The 16778-nt window shown below is 62.1% G+C and carries 20 protein-coding genes; 6 read left to right on the plus strand and 14 right to left on the minus strand.

The window, feature by feature from the left end; translation table 11 throughout:
* Window positions 1-47: 47 nt before the first annotated feature.
* A complete protein-coding gene (locus ISN74_RS19005) occupies window positions 48-305 on the minus strand; it encodes an accessory factor UbiK family protein (RefSeq protein ID WP_188795394.1) in 258 nt (85 codons plus the stop codon).
* 181 nt (window positions 306-486) lie between these two features.
* On the opposite strand from ISN74_RS19005, the gene glnK reads away from it, so the two are divergent.
* Window positions 487-825 (plus strand): P-II family nitrogen regulator, encoded by a 339-nt coding sequence (gene glnK / locus ISN74_RS19010; protein WP_188795397.1) that lies wholly within the window; start codon window positions 487-489, stop codon window positions 823-825.
* Window positions 826-829: 4 nt separating this feature from the next.
* Here the strand turns inward: glnK and ISN74_RS19015 are convergent, their stop codons facing one another.
* Window positions 830-1369, minus strand: a complete 540-nt coding sequence (locus ISN74_RS19015) for a CcdC protein domain-containing protein (RefSeq protein WP_188795399.1) — start codon at window positions 1367-1369, stop codon at window positions 830-832.
* Between the two features lie 165 nt (window positions 1370-1534).
* Window positions 1535-2278, minus strand: coding sequence for a 2,3-diphosphoglycerate-dependent phosphoglycerate mutase (gpmA, locus tag ISN74_RS19020; RefSeq protein WP_188795401.1), 744 nt, complete (start codon window positions 2276-2278; stop codon window positions 1535-1537).
* A gap of 147 nt (window positions 2279-2425) precedes the next feature.
* Between gpmA and ISN74_RS19025 the strand changes: the two genes are divergently transcribed.
* Window positions 2426-3076, plus strand: a complete 651-nt coding sequence (locus ISN74_RS19025) for a DUF4097 family beta strand repeat-containing protein (protein WP_188795403.1) — start codon at window positions 2426-2428, stop codon at window positions 3074-3076.
* A gap of 21 nt (window positions 3077-3097) precedes the next feature.
* Here the strand turns inward: ISN74_RS19025 and hemF are convergent, their stop codons facing one another.
* Window positions 3098-4003 (minus strand): oxygen-dependent coproporphyrinogen oxidase, encoded by a 906-nt coding sequence (hemF, locus tag ISN74_RS19030; protein WP_188795404.1) that lies wholly within the window; start codon window positions 4001-4003, stop codon window positions 3098-3100.
* Between the two features lie 157 nt (window positions 4004-4160).
* Here hemF and ISN74_RS19035 point away from each other — a divergent pair, with 157 nt between their 5' ends.
* Genes ISN74_RS19035 through ISN74_RS19045 form a run of 3 tightly spaced genes read left to right on the plus strand, consistent with a single transcriptional unit; the run spans window position 4161 to window position 6921 of the window.
* Entirely contained in the window at window positions 4161-5372 is a 1212-nt protein-coding gene (locus tag ISN74_RS19035; protein ID WP_188795406.1) for a beta-ketoacyl-[acyl-carrier-protein] synthase family protein, read from the plus strand.
* Window positions 5369-6160 carry a beta-ketoacyl synthase chain length factor gene (locus ISN74_RS19040; protein WP_188795408.1) on the plus strand — a complete coding sequence of 264 codons (792 nt, stop codon included), beginning with the start codon at window positions 5369-5371 and terminating at the stop codon, window positions 6158-6160. The genes ISN74_RS19035 and ISN74_RS19040 overlap by 4 nt, the downstream gene beginning before the upstream one ends.
* Entirely contained in the window at window positions 6157-6921 is a 765-nt protein-coding gene (locus ISN74_RS19045; protein ID WP_188795410.1) for a glycosyltransferase family 2 protein, read from the plus strand. The genes ISN74_RS19040 and ISN74_RS19045 overlap by 4 nt, the downstream gene beginning before the upstream one ends.
* Window positions 6922-6926: 5 nt before the next feature.
* On the opposite strand, the gene ISN74_RS19050 is transcribed toward ISN74_RS19045, so the two are convergent.
* From ISN74_RS19050 to ISN74_RS19065, 4 genes are all read right to left on the minus strand, one after another.
* Entirely contained in the window at window positions 6927-7361 is a 435-nt protein-coding gene (locus tag ISN74_RS19050) for a hotdog family protein (protein WP_188795412.1), read from the minus strand.
* 2 nt (window positions 7362-7363) lie between these two features.
* Complete coding sequence (locus ISN74_RS19055; protein ID WP_188795414.1) at window positions 7364-8311, minus strand: lysophospholipid acyltransferase family protein; 948 nt, start codon at window positions 8309-8311, stop codon at window positions 7364-7366.
* Window positions 8308-8622 carry an ApeI family dehydratase gene (locus tag ISN74_RS19060; protein ID WP_188795416.1) on the minus strand — a complete coding sequence of 105 codons (315 nt, stop codon included), beginning with the start codon at window positions 8620-8622 and terminating at the stop codon, window positions 8308-8310. Before ISN74_RS19060 ends, ISN74_RS19055 begins: the two co-directional genes overlap by 4 nt.
* A gap of 104 nt (window positions 8623-8726) precedes the next feature.
* Window positions 8727-8996, minus strand: coding sequence for a phosphopantetheine-binding protein (locus ISN74_RS19065; protein WP_188795418.1), 270 nt, complete (start codon window positions 8994-8996; stop codon window positions 8727-8729).
* A 94-nt stretch (window positions 8997-9090) separates the two neighbouring features.
* Here ISN74_RS19065 and ISN74_RS19070 point away from each other — a divergent pair, with 94 nt between their 5' ends.
* Window positions 9091-10083, plus strand: a complete 993-nt coding sequence (locus ISN74_RS19070; protein WP_188795420.1) for a chorismate transformation FkbO/Hyg5 family protein — start codon at window positions 9091-9093, stop codon at window positions 10081-10083.
* A gap of 38 nt (window positions 10084-10121) precedes the next feature.
* Here ISN74_RS19070 and glmU read toward each other — a convergent pair whose 3' ends face one another.
* From glmU to atpA, 6 genes are all read right to left on the minus strand, one after another.
* Window positions 10122-11495 carry a bifunctional UDP-N-acetylglucosamine diphosphorylase/glucosamine-1-phosphate N-acetyltransferase GlmU gene (glmU, locus tag ISN74_RS19075; protein ID WP_188795422.1) on the minus strand — a complete coding sequence of 458 codons (1374 nt, stop codon included), beginning with the start codon at window positions 11493-11495 and terminating at the stop codon, window positions 10122-10124.
* Between the two features lie 69 nt (window positions 11496-11564).
* Entirely contained in the window at window positions 11565-12023 is a 459-nt protein-coding gene (locus ISN74_RS19080; protein ID WP_188795423.1) for a hypothetical protein, read from the minus strand.
* Window positions 12024-12158: 135 nt separating this feature from the next.
* Window positions 12159-12581, minus strand: coding sequence for a F0F1 ATP synthase subunit epsilon (locus ISN74_RS19085; protein ID WP_188795425.1), 423 nt, complete (start codon window positions 12579-12581; stop codon window positions 12159-12161).
* Between the two features lie 109 nt (window positions 12582-12690).
* Window positions 12691-14124, minus strand: a complete 1434-nt coding sequence (gene atpD, locus ISN74_RS19090) for a F0F1 ATP synthase subunit beta (protein ID WP_188795426.1) — start codon at window positions 14122-14124, stop codon at window positions 12691-12693.
* Between the two features lie 71 nt (window positions 14125-14195).
* Window positions 14196-15095, minus strand: coding sequence for a F0F1 ATP synthase subunit gamma (atpG, locus tag ISN74_RS19095; RefSeq protein ID WP_188795428.1), 900 nt, complete (start codon window positions 15093-15095; stop codon window positions 14196-14198).
* Between the two features lie 117 nt (window positions 15096-15212).
* Entirely contained in the window at window positions 15213-16763 is a 1551-nt protein-coding gene (gene atpA / locus ISN74_RS19100) for a F0F1 ATP synthase subunit alpha (protein WP_188795430.1), read from the minus strand.
* Window positions 16764-16778 lie beyond the last annotated feature (15 nt).

The following is a 16778-nucleotide window of genomic DNA, read 5'->3' on the forward strand; positions in this document are numbered from 1 at the left end:
ACTCCTTGGGGTGATGGTGACGAATCGGGGGCGGCTACCGGAACTGGCTATGCCCCTTGAGGCGGCACGCCGGATTCCAGCTCCGCCACGCGCCTCTCGAGTTCCTCGACCCGGGCGCGAGTCCGCGCCAACACCTGGGTCTGAACATCGAACTCCTCTCGGGTAACTAGCTCGAGATGGCGCAATCCCTGCGCCAGGATATCGCGAAAATTGGCGCGCAAATCCTTATGCGCGTCTGCCAGCCCTGGCGGTACCAACGAAACAAGTCGAAGGGCAATTTGATCGATATCCTGCCTCCCCATCATGGTCGGCACCTCGAACTCGTCGGATGACAGTCTAAGGAGAAGTTAAAAAGCGGCGCCATCGGTAAGCTCCATCAGAATCTGTAGGCATTTTCCTACAAGGCGAGGCAGACTGCTTTCGGCCGGCAGCATGTATGCTCTGCACCGTTTAGCCAGGCCTGCGCTCGCCTGTCGAGGAATTTTCATGAAATTGGTTGTGGCCGTAATCAAGCCGTTCAAGCTGGACGATGTCCGCGAAGCCCTCGCCGAGGTTGGCGTGCAGGGCATCACGGTCACTGAGGTTAAAGGTTTTGGCCGTCAGAAAGGCCATACCGAACTCTACCGGGGCGCGGAGTACGTGGTCGACTTCCTGCCCAAGATCAAGGTGGAAGTTGCGGTGGCGGAAGATCAGCTGGAACGGGTGGTGGAAGCCATCACGCAGTCAGCCCGGACCGGCAAGATCGGCGACGGCAAGATCTTTGTCAGCAGCCTGGAGCAGGTGGTACGCATCCGCACCGGCGAGCTGGATCACGACGCCCTTTGATCTATCACACCGGCTGCCCCGGCCGACTGCGCAGCAGGCGCTGGTGATGGATCAGCAAGCCGGCGAAATAGCAGATGTAGTACCCCACAAAAACGCCGAACAGCGCCAGGGTGAGTGGACTCTGGCCGATGTCGGGGCCGTGGATCGGGGCGGCAGTACCGGTGGGATCCTGCAACTGCGGCGAGACCATCGCCAGGCGCCAAAGCAGGCGTCCCAGGAACAACACCGTCACCAGCGCGCCGATGTACGGATTGGGTAGGTAGCAATCGCCTTTGACCGGATCGATGCGGAACTGGCTGAGCCGCAGACCGAGCAGACCCAGCGCGGCACCCGCCACCAGTCCACCACCGAGGCCGCCCAGCAGGTGCATGTCGCGCATGGCAAATGCCGTCATGAGACAGCCCAGCACCGCGAAAATGACGACACGCATGATCATCTTTTTGCGCCGGATCGGCTGAAGGCCAAACTGAGTGCGCACTCGCCGCCAGACGGCGAACGCCATCAGCGGAATCATGACGAGCGGCATCGTGACGTGAGGTGCCATGCTGCGGCCTGCGAGGTCTGGGAAATGCCGGCAGCTTAGCAATGGAAAGGCATGACGACGACTGACGTCTGTCATGCCTTTTGCGCAAAGGGGCTTAGCGTTGCCAACAAAACGTAGCGAGCGGCCCGGAGGCAGGCGCGCAGTCGTTTTTTTGCTGGCGGGCTCTTACTTGGCCTTGCCCTGGTTGGCCACAGCGGCCATCTTGGCAGCAATCGCATCGGCATCGCCCAGGTAGTAATGGCGCTGCGGCTTGAGGTTATCGTCGAATTCGTAGACCAGCGGCACGCCGTTGGGGATGTTCAATTCCACGATATCGTCGTCGGAAATGCCGTCCAGGTACTTCACCAGCGCGCGGATCGAATTGCCGTGCGCCACCAGCAGCACACGCTGACCCGAGCGGATGGCCGGCGCCAGCACCTCATCCCAATACGGCATCACGCGCGCCACGGTGTCCTTCAGGCACTCGGTATCCGGGATCAACGTCGGATCGAGCGCGGCATAGCGCGGATCGCGCAAGGACGGGTTGGCGCTACGCTCCAGCGCCGGCGGCGGAATGTCGTAGCTGCGACGCCAGACTTTGACCTGATCCTCACCGTACTTGGCCGCCGTTTCCGCCTTGTTGAGACCTGTGAGGGCGCCGTAGTGGCGCTCGTTGAGGCGCCAGTCGGTCCGCACCGGAATCCACATCAGGTCCATCGCGTCCTGTACGTGCCACAGGGTACGCACAGCGCGCTTGAGCACGGAGGTATGCGCCACATCGAAGTGATAGCCGGCCTGGGTCAGCAGCTCGCCTGCTTCGCGGGCCTCGGCGGCACCCTGCTCGGTGATATCGACATCAGCCCAGCCGCTGAAGCGGTTTTCGAGGTTCCACTGGGATTGGCCGTGGCGGATCAATACGAGCTTGTGCATGGGATCGGTTCAATCAGAGTCGAGGCGAGTGGGGAATGGTGAAGCCCCATCCTGACCTCGTCAATTCCCGCCCCTGTCGGAAGTCACGCTAAACCTTCGGGCCCATCGACGCATCCTATGCATGTCCGTCATAAGGAGTATCCCTTCATGCGTTTTGCCACGTTAGCTTTCGCCATCGCCACAGTGCTGCCCTTGGCAGCGGGCGCCCAGGACATCGACAAGGTCAACGGCACCGCCGAGGTTGCCGCGGGTCAACACGCGGGCGACATTCACAGTGTCAACGGCGCAGTGCGCATTGGCGACGGCGCCGTGGTGCAGAGCGCCGGTACGGTCAATGGATCGGTGGAGCTGGGCAGCAACGCCCAAGCCAGCAGCTTGCACACGGTCAACGGACGCCTCGCGCTGGGCGAAGGCAGTCGCGTCAGCGGCAAGATCGCGACGACCAACGGCAGCATCACACTGGATCCGCGTGCCGATGTGGCTGGCAGCGCAACGACCACCAACGGCTCGATCACGCTGGATCACGCGCACGTCGGCGGCGGTATTGAAACCGCCACCGGCGACATCACGATTGGTGAAAATTCGCGTGTGGAAGGCGGCATCGTGGTGGACGAAACGCACAGCTGGGGCTGGTCCAACAACCGCAATCCACACATCGTGATCGGTCCGCACGCCGTGGTGACCGGCACGCTGGATTTCCGCCGCGAAGTGGTGCTCGATGTCAGTGACAGTGCGCAGATTGGCCCGGTGAAAGGCGCCAAGGCCAACATCTTCCACGGCGCCGCGCCGAGCATGTAGGACGATTTTCGCGCTACGGATTCACACCCATTCGCGCGGCTTGAGGTAGTCCGCAAGCCGCGCCTCAGCGGAACCTTCGTCCGGCTGATAGGCATATTCGAAACGCACGCGTGGCGGCAGGCTCATCAGGATCGATTCGGTACGGCCGCCTGATTGCAAACCGAACAGCGTGCCGCGGTCGTACACGAGATTGAATTCCACGTAGCGGCCGCGCCGGTACAGCTGAAATTCGCGCTCGCGTTCGCCGCATGGTGTGTCCTTGCGGCGTTCGACAATCGGCAGATACGCATCGAGGAATCCCTGCCCCACCGCTTGCGTAAAGGCGAAGCAACGCTCGAAACCGCCTTCGTTGAGGTCGTCGTAGAACAAGCCGCCGACACCTCGCGTTTCACCGCGGTGCTTGAGATAGAAGTACTCATCGCACCATTTTTTATAGCGCGAATAGACGTCCGAACCGTACGGTTCGCAAATATCCCGTGCCACAGTGTGCCAATGTCGCACGTCTTCATCGAACGGATAGAACGGCGTGAGATCGAAGCCGCCACCGAACCACCACACCGATTCGACACCCGGTTTACTTGCCTCGAAATAACGGACGTTGGCATGCGTGGTGGGGATATACGGATTGCGCGGATGCAGCACCAGCGACACGCCCGTCGCCACGAAACTGCCTCCCGCGAGTTCCGGCCGATGCGCCGTCGCGCTTGGCGGCAGCTTGTCGCCATGCACCAGTGAGAAATTCACGCCGGCTTGTTCGAACACCGCGCCCTCGCGCAGTACGCGGGTACGACCGCCACCGCCGGCGGGACGCGTCCAGGCATCCTCGGTAAACCGCGCTTGTCCATCGACACGTTCGACGGCGTCGCAGATGCGATCCTGCAAGGTCCGCAAAAACTGCTCGGCGCGTTCGATCTGCTCGCTGCTCATCCGTCCCGTCCATCCATCGATACGTGGTGCACTGCGAAGCTTAGCAAGACCGCATCCGCATGAAGATGCGGTAGGGCGCCGCGGACTGTGAACGGTGCCCGGCAGGTGCATCGGGCAAGCTCTAGGCAAGCCCCAGACCCGTGGCTAGGCTCATGACATGTCTGTTACGTCACCTCCTCTCGCGGTCACGGCCTACACCGCCACATCCGCGGTCGGCGCCGGTCTGTGCGCCCATCTCCAGGCACTCGACCAACAACGCAGCGGGCTGCGGCCCAATGATTTCAATACCACGCCGCTGGCTTGCTGGATCGGTCGTGTCGATGGCGTGGAAAGCCGGCCGCTACCGGACGACTATGCCCAGTGGGACTGCCGCAACAATCGCCTGGCGTGGCTGGGTCTGAATCAGGACGGCTTCCTGGGGCAGGTGCATGCGGCTAGGCAACGCTACGGCGCCACGCGGATCGCGCTGTTGCTGGGCACGTCCACGGCCAGCATCGGCGCCACCGAGGAAGGCTACCGGCGACTTGCCGATAATCGGCTGCCTGACGACCTGCATCGTTCTGCCATCCACAACCCGCATTCGCTGACGGGATTCATCGCCGAGGCACTGGATCTACACGGCCCTTGCCTGACCATCTCCACTGCGTGCTCTTCAAGCGCGAAGGTGTTTGCGGGGGCGGAACGGTTGATCCGGCTGGGCATCGTGGATGCCGCCGTCGTCGGCGGCGTCGACTCGCTCTGCGACAGTGTGCTGTTCGGCTTCAACGCGCTCGAATTGGTATCGTCGGAACCTTGCCGCCCGTTCGATGCCGCGCGGCGCGGTATTTCGATTGGCGAAGCCGCCGGTTTCGCGCTGCTGGAACGCGCCGATGCCAACCCCGAGGCAACCCTGCATCTGCTCGGTTGCGGCGAATCCAGCGATGCGCACCACATGTCCACACCCGATCCGAGCGGCGCTGGCGCAGAACTCGCATTGCATGATCTGTTCGGACGCGCCGGTATCGACGCATCCCATGTCGACTACATCAACCTGCATGGCACAGCGAGCCAAAAGAACGACGCGATGGAAGCGGCGCTGGTCGCTCGTCTGTTTCCGCCCCACACGCGTGTCAGTTCGACAAAAGGGCTCACCGGCCACACCCTCGGCGCTGCCGGTATCGTCGAAGCCGCGATCACACTGCTCGCCTTGCGCGAAGGATTTGTTCCCGGCAATGCCGGAGTCAACACGCCCGATCCGGCATGCACGCCGCACTTCGCTTGGCGCAATGAATCACGCCCGATAAGGATTGCGCTCAGCCACTCGTTCGGATTCGGCGGCAGCAATGCCTGCCTGGCGTTTGCACGCACGACAGCGGGGGACAACGCATGACTGCGCTGCGCGTACAAATCGAAGGCATAGGTCTTTGGACGCCGCAAGCCACCGATTTTGATGCCTTGCGCCGTGTGCTGGGCGGCGATGTGCCGCTGGAATCTGTCACACGCCCGACTGCGTCGGCTTTGTCGATCAACGAACGCCGCCGCGCGCCGGAAAGCGTTTTGGTGGCGATGGAAGTCGCGTTGCAAGCCGTGAACATGAGCCGTCGCTCTGCCGACAGCCTCGCCTGCGTGTTCGCCTCGGCCTACGGCGATCAGGCCACGACCGACTACATGTGTCGCGTCCTTGCAAAAACGCCGACCGAACTTTCCCCGACACGCTTCCACAATTCGGTACACAACGCATCGGCCGGTTATTGGACTATCGCTACCGATTGCCATGCACCTTCGAGCGCCATCTGCGCCGGACCGGCAAGTTTTGGCGCCGGCTTGCTGGAGGCAGCAGTGCAGGCATGCGCCCAGCAATGCCCCGTGCTGCTGGTCTGCAGCGACACTGCCGGCGTCGGACCGCTGGGTGAGCTGATCGGCTGTCAGCTTGCGTTCGGCGCGGCACTGGTACTTTCTCCAGCCGCTGATGGACGCATGCCACAACTGAATCTTGCGCTGGTTGAGGAGACGTCCAGACACGCGCTGCTGCCGGCGACCTGCACGGCATGGATGCGCGACAATCCGTCTGCAGCCTGCCTGCCGCTGATGGCCATGCTGGCCAACAACGGTGGTGAGTGCGTGGTGGCCGCGTCTGCACAGCGTGGATTGCTGGTAAAGATGGAGGTATCCGCGTGAACGATGCATTGCGCTGGTGTGTGCTGATCCCGTGCCTGAACGAAGAGAAGGCGATCGGCAATGTTGTGAAATCCGCTTTGCGCCTCGGCGTTCCAGTCATCGTGATCGACGATGGCTCGGACGATCGTACACGTGAGATCGTCAGCGCCCTGCCCATCACCCTGCTTCGCCATTCGCATCGGCAAGGCAAGGGTGAAGCCTTGCGTACCGGTTTTCGCGAAGCCCTGAGCCGCGGTTTTGATGCGGTTGTCACCATGGATGGCGACGGTCAGCATCTGGCGGAAGACATCCCGCGACTGGTCGAAGTCGGTAAACGTTTTCCCGACCACCTTGTCATCGGCGCGCGCCTGCTGCACCGCGAACAACAACCCAAGGTACGCCGCCGCGCCAATGCCCTGGCCGACTGGGCCATTTCATGGGCTTGCGCGCAACCAGTGGCCGATACGCAAAGCGGACAGCGCTGGTATCCGCGCAGTGCGCTGGATCTGGTGGAGTTGGACGCACAGAACTTTGTGTTCGAGGCCGCCGTCCTGATCGCCGCCTCGCGTGAGAAAGGGCTCGGCATTATCTCGGTGCCGATTGCTTCGCGTTACGAAGGTTCGTTCCGCCTGAGCCATTTCAGTCCGGTACGCGACGTGATGCGCATCGCCATGTACACGGCCGCAAGCGTCTTCCATTACGGCAGCCTGCTCGCCAGCTACAACCGTTCGCGCGCGCAGCCGCTGGTGATCGACGACAGCTATTCCACGCGAGCAGCCTAGCAAGGCTATTGCGCGGTATAGATCACTGCCACGCGACCCGACGCCAGTGCCAGCCCGCGTTGCTCAACCTTGAAGAGATACTGTGCGCCACGCTCGTCGGCCAGCAGGCATTCGGCATGAACATCCAGATGACCACCTGCGAGGTCGACATATTCGATCGCCAACTGCACATCACGCAGGCTGACCAGCCGACCCGCACGCACGCACGCTTCGCCACGCGCCGACGCCAGCAACGCGCCATGCACGGCGGACGCCTGCGCACCGTATTCGGTCAGATGCACGGCATGCAGATGCATGCCGTTTTGCAGCGGATGGTGACCCGGACGATGACGTTCAGCTATCACGTGGATATGCCGGTCATCCCAATCCATCACATGATCCAGCAGGCGCATCGCGCCAGCATGAGGGATCAGTTCGGACCAATGCATCTGCACGGACATGCTCAGGCTTCGGGCATGGCGCGGGTACGCGTCAGTGCTACCGGGGCCGCATCATCCTGCTGCCAGAAGTCGTAGAAGTTGAACCAGTTGTAGGGTTCGAGGCGTGCGTAGTGCTCCAGCCGCAGCGCATAGCGGCGCAGGATGCTGTCGAGTGCCTGTTGGCGGCTTTCGCGTGCGATCTCCACACGCTCGGCAAACAGCTCAAAGCTGAGCGCGTAACGACGCCCGCCGCGATACATTCCAAAGCAAAGCACCACCGGCACTTGCAAGGTGTTAGCCAGCAGCCACGGGCCGACTGGAAACGGCGCGGGCTGCCCGAGGAAATCGACTCGGCGCAACGCTTCGTGCGCGCGGCCGCGATCGGCCAGCAACGCCACCATGCCACCCGCGCGACACGCTTCGGAGGCCGCCAGCGTGATCACTGCGCCACCTTGCGACACATCGATCACCGCGTCGCCCACTTCGGGCGCCAGGGATTCCAGAAGCTCAGTAATCGCCGGCGTTTTCTGCTTGTCCAGCAGCACGCGCAATGGCACTTCCGGGCAACGCGTGCTGAGCGCGCGCAATACTTCGAAGCTGCCCTGATGCGAGCCCACCAGAAGCACACCGCGACCCTGTGCAATGCACTGCTGCAACACGTCCAGACCATTGACTTCGATATCGAAGCCGCGCTCGCCGTGCGCGAGCAGATAGATGCGGTCGGCCATCGTCACGGCAAAGCAGTGCAGATGCTTCAACACTTGCCACATCGACGCGGGACGTCCAAACAGGCGCGTCAGATAATCGCGCGAGGCACGCCGCTCCAGACCGCGGCGCAGGAAGTAGTACAGCGTGATCGGATAAAGACAGAACAGGATGAAACCGCGGCCGCAACGCAAGGCCACATTCACCATGAAGCCAATCGAAGCGCGGCTGCCACCTTCACGCTGTTCCTGCCAGTGCGCGGTCATACCGAGCCCTCGATCACACCGCGCGCCAGCACCGTGCTATCGCGAAAAATTTCGAAACGGATACGCCCCGCATTCTCGCCAAGCACCAGATCGGCTTGCTCGCCGGGATAAAGCGGAGCCATGAACTTCGCCTCCACCACCTGCGCCATGCGTTGATGACGCCACGCACGCAGCGCCTCGGCGACCTGTTCCAGCAGCACCACGCCCGGCACCAGCGGCTGCCCGGGGAAGTGCCCGGGCAGGCAGGGATGCTCCGCGGGTACGCGGAATACCGTTCGATAGCCGTTGTCGCTCGCGTTGGCTGGATCCACGTCGTGCTGCCGGTGGGAGGGAGTACGGTCTGAATGATGCTGACCCCACCTGTCAGGGGCCTTAACGCCGAAAAACGACCCGCGCGCCACTGGCCGCGGCAGGATCAGACCGTCCGTTCGCGCTCGATATGCTCGGATAGTGCATGCAAGCTGCTGAAAATCCGCTGGTTGTCCGGATGATCCGAGCGCAGTTGCATGCCATAGCGTTTTGACACGGCCAAGGCGATTTCGAGCGCGTCGATGGAGTCCAATCCCAGGTCGCCACCAAACAGGGGCGCGTGCGGATCGATCTGTGCAGGATCGATCGTCTCCAGATTAAGAGCGTCCACGATCAGGAGGGCCAGTTCGTGTTCGGCGGCGGTCTGCGTGGGCATGCTGTGTTTCATTGCTCCGGCTTGCGCTGCCAACCCCCGGGCTGGAGCGGTCGACCAGTGTAACATAGGGGCCTTGTCGTTCTCGGTTGCAAGCATGGTTCAGGCAGGCGAAAACCTACAGGTCCGATTGGGCCTGTCGCGTACTCCTCATGTCACCTACCGGATGGCAGACCCAGGCACGGTTCTGACCGAGCCCGGCACCCTGGCCGCCTTTGGCTTTGGCACCGGATCACCGGACAGCGACGATCCGCGCTGGCTCCGTGTTGCCCTGGAAAGCTTTGATGCGCCTGCGCCGATCGAGCTATGGCAAGTCGACGCCACGGTCGTCTGTGGCCAGCAAGAGGCGGTGCGCTGGTCCAGCGGCGGCGGCTGGCTGTTTGCCGCCGTCGAAGTGAACGAGCACGAGGCCGGCGGCATCGAGTCCGCGGCGCGCCAGGCTTATGCGGCGCTGTGCCAATTCATGGGCACACGTGACGAACGCTGTGTGCTTCGCATCTGGAACTACATCGCCAATATCAACGATGGCGATGACGACGCGGAACGCTACAAGCAATTCTGCGATGGCCGTGCCGCCGGGCTCGGCGACTTCTTTGCCAACGGCTTTCCCGCCGCCACCGCGATCGGTCATCACGACCGCCAGCACGTGCTGCAGATCTACCTGCTGGCCAGCGCCGATGCCGGCCAAGCGGTGGAAAACCCGCGTCAGGTCAGCGCTTGGCGCTATCCACGGCAATACGGCCGCACCTCACCCGGCTTTGCTCGCGCCATGTTGATGCCCGCACGCGACGCGCTGGCGATTTCCGGTACCGCGGCAGTCGTTGGCCATGCGTCCGCGCACGAAGGCGATCTTGAGGCGCAACTCAACGAGACTTTGACCAATCTCGAAGCACTGCTCGCGACCGCAGATATGCCCGCCGGTTTCGACACCCATTCGCCGCTCAAGGCTTACGTGCGTCACCCCACCGACGCGTACCGTGTGCGCGAGATCCTGCAGCAGCGTCTGCCCGGCGTACCGGTATTGCTGATGCACGGCGATGTTTGCCGTCGAGAGTTGCTGGTGGAGATCGACGGTTGGCGTTACAGCTGAACGCAGCGATCAACGCCTCAGACCACAACAAAATGCGGTTATTTCGGCTGCTTTACCGGTCGTTTCCAGCCTGGAAGTGTGGACTGCCGTGCACGCGCAACGGTCAGTTCACCGGCCGGTGCGTTCTTGGTGATGACTGAACCTGCACCAATGGTGGCGCCCTCGCCAATCGTGACAGGCGCAACCAGCGCACTGTTCGAACCGATAAAGACGTGGTCTTCGATGGTCGTGACAAACTTGTTCACACCATCGTAATTGCAGGTGATGGTGCCGGCGCCGACATTAACGCCGCGGCCGATGACCGTATCGCCCAGATAGCTAAGGTGATTGGCCTTGCTGCCTTCGCCGATGTACGTCTTCTTGGTTTCCACAAAGTTGCCGACATGCACACCGGTAGCCAGTTCCGTGCCCGGACGCAGCCGCGCAAACGGGCCGATGATGCAGGGGCCATGTGTGACGACGCCCTCCAGATCGCAATGCGCATGCACGATCGTGCCGGCGGCGAGCTGCACGTTCTTCAGTCGCACATAGGGACCGATATGTACGTCCTCGCCGAGTTGCACATCGCCCTCGAGGATCACGTCGATATCGATTTGCACATCGCGCGCTGCCTTCACCTCGCCACGCACATCGAGACGACGCGGATCAGCCATGCGCACGCCTTCCACCGCGAGCGTCTGCGCGGCACGCAAGCGATAAGCATCTTCCAGCTCAGTCAGTTGCCAGGGCGTGTTGGCGCCTGCGGCCTCCAGCGGATCATCGCATTCGATGCACTGTGCTGAATGATTTTCCGCCGCCGCCTGCTTGAAGATGTCGGTGAGGTAATACTCGCCTTGCGCGTTGTTGCGATCCAGGCGCGCGATCCAACGCTTAAGCGAAGCCGCGTCGCCAGCCAGGATGCCGGTGTTGATCAGGTTGATCGCGCGCTGCGTATCATCGGCATCTTTTTCTTCGACCACGGAACGCACGAGGCCGTTGCCGTCGCGCAGCACGCGACCATAGCCCTGCGGATTGGCAACACGCGTCGCCAGCATGGCCAGGCTACCCTCGGCTTCTATCAGACGCTGCAACGTTTCAGCGCGGGTAAGCGGGACATCACCATAGAGGACCAGTACCTGAACCTCATCGGGCACGTTACGCAATGCCTGGCCTACCGCATGTCCTGTTCCGAGCTGTTCGGCCTGCAAGGTCCAACGCAAATCCGACTGACCGTCGAACGCTGCCAGCACCTGATCGCCGTGGAAACCGTACACCACATGAACGGCCTCCGGCTGCAATGCTCGCGCCGTCGCCAGCACATGCGCCAGCAAGGGTCTGCCTGCCAATGGCATCAGGACCTTGGCTTTTTTCGATTTCATGCGCTTGCCTTCGCCGGCGGCGAGGACAATGACGTGCAGAGGTAGCTGGCTCATGGCGGCTCACACTAGCTGGATGGGAGTAAGGATACCGGTTCAGGCGCTCCCGCTTGAGGCACAACGCGGCTAGGTTGCTGGCGCGTTAACGATAGTCGTGCTGCGCTTGCCGTCGTCGCATTCGAAATGGAATACGTAAATTTGGCTGAAGGGTTGCTCTTCTCTATCCAGATGCTGCTTGCCGCCGGGATCTTTGACCCAGTGATCGACTTCCAGCGGTTGGAATTTCCAGTACGAGGCCGCCATCCTGACAGCGTCGATGTAGCGGCGCCGTTGCTCGCCGGCCTGCAGCTCATCGCTCACACGGACCTCGCTGACGCGCCCCTTTTTATCGACGATCAGCTGTGCCTGAACGTCGACAGGCGCTGGACACATGCCCAGCTCCACAGGCGGATAGACCGGTGCGACGCGCCTGATCGGCAGTAAGCCATGGGTAACTTGGTCTTGGCCAGGCTGATAGCCCTGCGTGCCGGCCGCCGGTTCGGCTTCAGGCGGCGGCGACGGCGTTGCGCAAGCCGCGAGCGCCATACAGGCAACGGCCAGACATCCGCACCCCCGGATCATTCTTTCGCTCCCCGCACCCTGATGGGAGCGATGGTGGCGCATATGAAAACGCCGGCACAAGGCCGGCGCTTTCCTTTTGCTTCAAGAGAACTGCTGCGTTCAGTGCTTCAGGTTCTTGCGCATACGCTCCAGCGCCTGCAGCTGAGCCAGTGCCTGGGCCAGCTTGTTCTGCGCCTCGGCCACTTCGACGGCATCGGTACGATTGGCCAGGGCGTCTTCGGCTTCCTTCTTGGCGCGCTGCGCGGCGGCCTCGTCGAGATCCGCAGCACGTGCAGCCGTATCGGCCAGCACGGTCACCACTTGGGGCTGCACTTCCAGAATGCCGCCGGAAACGTAGAACTGCTGACGCTCACCGCCCTGCAGGACGACGTCGATATGGCCAGGCTTGAGGCGGGTGATCAACGGCGCATGACGCGGCGTGATGCCCAGTTCACCCAGCTCGCCGGTGGCGACGACCATCACCGCTTCACCGTGAAAGATCTCGGCCTCGGCACTGACGATATCGCAACGAATGGTACTCATAGGATTTCTCGCTTAGCTCAATGGGAATCGGTAAAGGCGAATCGGGAATCGCAAAAGCCGCTATGGCGTGCCTAACGATTCCCACTCCCGATGGACGACTCCCGGCTTATCAGGCCGCCTTCTTGGCGTTCATGTCTTCGGCCTTCTTGATGGCCTCGTCGATGCCGCCGACCATGTAGAACGCCTGCTCAGGGATGTGGTCCACTTCGCCGTCGACGATCATCTTGAAGCCGCGGATGGTTTCCTTCAGCGTCACGTACTTGCCCGGGGCGCCGGTGAACACTTCGGCCACGTGGAACGGCTGCGAGAAGAAGCGCTCGCACTTACGTGCGCGGTACACCACCTGCTTGTCTTCTTCGGACAGTTCGTCCATACCGAGAATGGCGATGATGTCCTTCAGTTCCTTGTAGCGCTGCAGCATGCCCTGCACGCGGCGCGCAACGTCGTAGTGCTCCTGGCCAACCACCTGCGGATCGAGCTGACGGCTGGTGGAATCCAGCGGATCCACAGCCGGGTAGATACCCAGTGCCGCAATGTTACGCGACAGCGTCACGGTGGAGTCCAAGTGCGCGAAGGTGGTGGCCGGCGACGGGTCGGTCAAATCGTCGGCGGGCACGTACACGGCCTGGATCGAGGTGATCGAACCGGTCTTGGTAGAAGTGATGCGCTCCTGAAGCACACCCATTTCTTCGGCGAGCGTCGGCTGGTAACCCACTGCCGACGGCATACGGCCGAGCAGCGCCGACACTTCGGTACCGGCGAGCGTATAGCGGTAGATGTTGTCGACGAAGAACAGCACGTCACGGCCCTTGCCGTGCTCGTCCTTCTCGTCGCGGAAGTATTCGGCCATGGTCAGGCCCGTCAGCGCCACGCGCAGACGGTTGCCCGGCGGCTCGTTCATCTGGCCGTACACCATCGCCACTTTCGACTCCGGCAGGTTGTCCAGCTTCACGACGCCGGCGTCCTGCATTTCGTGATAGAAGTCGTTGCCTTCACGGGTACGCTCACCCACGCCGGCGAACACCGACAGACCCGAGTGCTGGGTCGCGATGTTGTTGATCAGCTCGAGCATGTTCACGGTCTTGCCTACACCGGCGCCACCGAACAGGCCGACCTTGCCGCCCTTGGCGAACGGGCACACCAGGTCGATCACCTTGATGCCGGTTTCCAGCAGCTCATTGGCCAGAGCCTGCTCGTCATAAGCCGGCGCTTCGCGATGGATGACCCAATGATCCTTCGCTTCGATCGGACCGACTTCGTCGATCGGGTTGCCGAGCACATCCATGATGCGGCCGAGGGTTGCCTTACCGACCGGCACTTTGATGCCTTCGCCAGTATTGCGCGCGAGGAGGCCGCGCTTCAGACCGTCGGTGGAGCCGAGGGCGATGGTACGCACGACGCCGTCACCGAGCACCTGCTGGACTTCCAGCGTGATGGCGGTACCGTCGATCTTCAGCGCGTCATACACCTGCGGCACCTGATCGCGTGCGAACTCGACGTCGATAACCGCGCCGATGATCTGTACAACTTTGCCCTGGCTCATGGATGTGCTCCGAATAGATCTTTAAGTGTTTTGTCTCGGCGCCGCTAACGCGTCGCCATGAATACGTTGTATTAAACCGCCGCAGCGCCGCCGACGATTTCCGAGATTTCCTGGGTAATCGCAGCCTGACGCGCCTTGTTGTAGCTGAGCGTCAGTTCGCCGATCACCTTGGTGGCGTTGTCCGACGCGGACTTCATCGCGACCATGCGCGCGGCGTGTTCGCTGGCGAGGTTTTCCAACACGGCCTGGTACACCACCGATTCGATGTAGCGCCCAAGCACGTGCTCCAGCACGGTGGCGGCATCGGGTTCGTAGATGTAGTCCCAGTCGTGCGACTGTTCCAGCGCGGCACCGGACACATGCTGCGCTTCCAGTTCCGCGGCCACTGCCGGCAACGGCAGCAGCGCATCGACGGTCGGCTTCTGCGTCATGGTGTTGACGAAGTCGTTGTAGGCGAGGAACACACGGTCCAGCTTGCCTTCCGAGTACGCGTCCAGCACGACCTTGATCACGCCGATCAGCTGTTCGAGCTTCGGACGTTCGCCCAGATGGGTCACGCTGCCGGTGAGATTCACGCCCTTGATGCGGCGGAAGAACTGCGTGGCTTTCTGGCCGATGGCCAGCACGTCGACCTGCACACCCTTGTCCTGCCACTCGCGGATCGCGGGCAGCAGACGGCGGAACAGGTTGGAGTTGAGGCCGCCGCAGAGACCGCGGTCGGTGCTGACCACGACGAAGGCCACACGCGCAATGTCCGCGCGCTCGGTCAGGAACGGATGATTGAAATCCGTGCTGGCCTGGGCGACGTGCGCGATCACCTTGCGCATGGCTCGCGCATAGGGACGCGACGCCTTCATCAGATCCTGCGCCTTGCGGATCTTGGAGGCCGAGACCATTTCGAGCGCGCGCGTCACTTTGCGCATGTTCTGCGTGCTCTTGATCTTGGATTTGATTTCGCGTCCGCCTGCCATTTGCTCTGCTCGCTGTGCTCGCTCAAGGGAATCGGGAAGGATGAATCGGGAATCGCCAAAGCGAGTGGAACGTGCTGCAACGATTCCCTATTCCCGATTGAAAACTCCCAGCTTTACTTACCAGCTACCGGTCTTCTTGAACTCATCCAGGCCGGACTTGAAGGTCGCCTCGATGTCGTTGTTCCAGTCGCCCGTGGCCACGATCTTCTTCATCAGTTCACCGTGGTTCTGATGGAAGAAGTCATGCAGGCCCTTCTCAAACGGCAACACCTTGTTCACCGGCAGATCATCCAGGTAGCCCTTATCGGAGGCGTACACGGACAGCGCCAGCTCGGCGATCGAGAGCGGTGCGTACTGCTTCTGCTTCATCAGCTCGGTGACGCGCTGACCGCGGTCGAGCTGGGCACGAGTGGCCGGATCGAGGTCCGAAGCGAACTGCGCAAACGCAGCCAGCTCGCGGTACTGAGCCAGCGACAGCTTCACGCCGCCCGAGAGCTTCTTCACGATCTTGGTCTGGGCCGAACCACCCACGCGCGACACCGAGATACCGGCGTTCACGGCCGGACGGATGCCGGCGTTGAAGAGGTCGGTTTCCAGGAAGATCTGGCCGTCGGTGATCGAGATCACGTTGGTCGGCACGAACGCGGACACGTCGCCAGCCTGCGTTTCGATGATCGGCAGCGCGGTGAGCGAGCCGGTCTTGCCCTTCACTTCACCGTTGGTGAACTTCTCCACGTACTCCTCGGACACGCGTGCGGCGCGCTCAAGCAGACGCGAGTGGAGATAGAACACGTCACCCGGATACGCTTCGCGGCCCGGCGGGCGCTTCAGCAGCAGGGAGATCTGACGGTAGGCCACGGCCTGCTTGGACAGATCGTCATAGATGATCAGCGCGTCTTCGCCGCGGTCACGGAAGTATTCGCCCATGGCGCAGCCGGAGTACGGCGCGATGTACTGCAGCGCGGCCGACTCGGAAGCCGAAGCGACGACCACGATGGTGTTGGCCAATGCGCCGTTCTCTTCCAACTTGCGCACCACGTTGGCGATCGACGAACGCTTCTGGCCGATGGCGACGTAAATGCACTTAATGCCTGAATCTTTCTGGTTGATGATCGCGTCGATGGCCAGCGCGGTCTTGCCGGTCTGACGGTCGCCGATGATCAATTCGCGCTGGCCGCGGCCGATCGGAATCATCGAGTCGACGGACTTGTAACCGGTCTGCACCGGTTGGTCGACCGACTTACGCCACACCACACCCGGTGCAACCTTTTCGATCGCCGAGCTGAGCTTGGCGTTGATCGGACCCTTGCCGTCGATCGGGTTGCCCAGCGAGTCGACCACGCGGCCGAGCAGCTCTGGGCCAACCGGCACTTCGAGAATGCGGCCGGTGGTCTTGGCGGTGTCGCCTTCGCGCAGGTGCTGGTATTCACCAAGCACCACGGCGCCGACGGAGTCGCGCTCCAGGTTCAGCGCCAATGCAAAGGCATTGCCCGGCAGTTCGATCATTTCGCCCTGCATCACGTCGGCTAGGCCGTGGATGCGCACGATACCGTCGGACACGCTGATGATCGTGCCCTCATTGCGGGCTTCCGCGCCGAGTTTGAACTGCTCGATGCGGTTCTTGATCAGTTCGCTGATCTCGGACGGGTTCAGAGTGGAGCTGGACATGGTCGTGATCCTAAA

It is taken from the genome of Dyella caseinilytica, assembly GCF_016865235.1.
GTDB classification, from domain to species: domain Bacteria; phylum Pseudomonadota; class Gammaproteobacteria; order Xanthomonadales; family Rhodanobacteraceae; genus Dyella_B; species Dyella_B caseinilytica.

What these genes read in the sequence shown, in the direction of transcription:
- atpG (WP_188795428.1), bottom strand. Translation starts at nt 15,095, where the DNA reads ATGGCAGGCGGACGCGAAATCAAATCCAAGATCAAGAGCACGCAGAAC.
- atpD (WP_188795426.1), bottom strand. Translation starts at nt 14,124, where the DNA reads ATGAGCCAGGGCAAAGTTGTACAGATCATCGGCGCGGTTATCGACGTC.
- hemF (WP_188795404.1), bottom strand. Translation starts at nt 4,003, where the DNA reads ATGAGCAGCGAGCAGATCGAACGCGCCGAGCAGTTTTTGCGGACCTTG.
- ISN74_RS19085 (WP_188795425.1), bottom strand. Translation starts at nt 12,581, where the DNA reads ATGAGTACCATTCGTTGCGATATCGTCAGTGCCGAGGCCGAGATCTTT.
- ISN74_RS19055 (WP_188795414.1), bottom strand. Translation starts at nt 8,311, where the DNA reads ATGACCGCGCACTGGCAGGAACAGCGTGAAGGTGGCAGCCGCGCTTCG.
- ISN74_RS19070 (WP_188795420.1), top strand. Translation starts at nt 9,091, where the DNA reads ATGGTTCAGGCAGGCGAAAACCTACAGGTCCGATTGGGCCTGTCGCGT.
- ISN74_RS19015 (WP_188795399.1), bottom strand. Translation starts at nt 1,369, where the DNA reads ATGGCACCTCACGTCACGATGCCGCTCGTCATGATTCCGCTGATGGCG.
- ISN74_RS19065 (WP_188795418.1), bottom strand. Translation starts at nt 8,996, where the DNA reads ATGCCCACGCAGACCGCCGCCGAACACGAACTGGCCCTCCTGATCGTG.
- glnK (WP_188795397.1), top strand. Translation starts at nt 487, where the DNA reads ATGAAATTGGTTGTGGCCGTAATCAAGCCGTTCAAGCTGGACGATGTC.
- ISN74_RS19080 (WP_188795423.1), bottom strand. Translation starts at nt 12,023, where the DNA reads ATGGCGCTCGCGGCTTGCGCAACGCCGTCGCCGCCGCCTGAAGCCGAA.
- ISN74_RS19040 (WP_188795408.1), top strand. Translation starts at nt 5,369, where the DNA reads ATGACTGCGCTGCGCGTACAAATCGAAGGCATAGGTCTTTGGACGCCG.
- ISN74_RS19035 (WP_188795406.1), top strand. Translation starts at nt 4,161, where the DNA reads ATGTCTGTTACGTCACCTCCTCTCGCGGTCACGGCCTACACCGCCACA.
- ISN74_RS19025 (WP_188795403.1), top strand. Translation starts at nt 2,426, where the DNA reads ATGCGTTTTGCCACGTTAGCTTTCGCCATCGCCACAGTGCTGCCCTTG.
- ISN74_RS19005 (WP_188795394.1), bottom strand. Translation starts at nt 305, where the DNA reads ATGATGGGGAGGCAGGATATCGATCAAATTGCCCTTCGACTTGTTTCG.
- gpmA (WP_188795401.1), bottom strand. Translation starts at nt 2,278, where the DNA reads ATGCACAAGCTCGTATTGATCCGCCACGGCCAATCCCAGTGGAACCTC.
- ISN74_RS19050 (WP_188795412.1), bottom strand. Translation starts at nt 7,361, where the DNA reads ATGTCCGTGCAGATGCATTGGTCCGAACTGATCCCTCATGCTGGCGCG.
- glmU (WP_188795422.1), bottom strand. Translation starts at nt 11,495, where the DNA reads ATGAGCCAGCTACCTCTGCACGTCATTGTCCTCGCCGCCGGCGAAGGC.
- atpA (WP_188795430.1), bottom strand. Translation starts at nt 16,763, where the DNA reads ATGTCCAGCTCCACTCTGAACCCGTCCGAGATCAGCGAACTGATCAAG.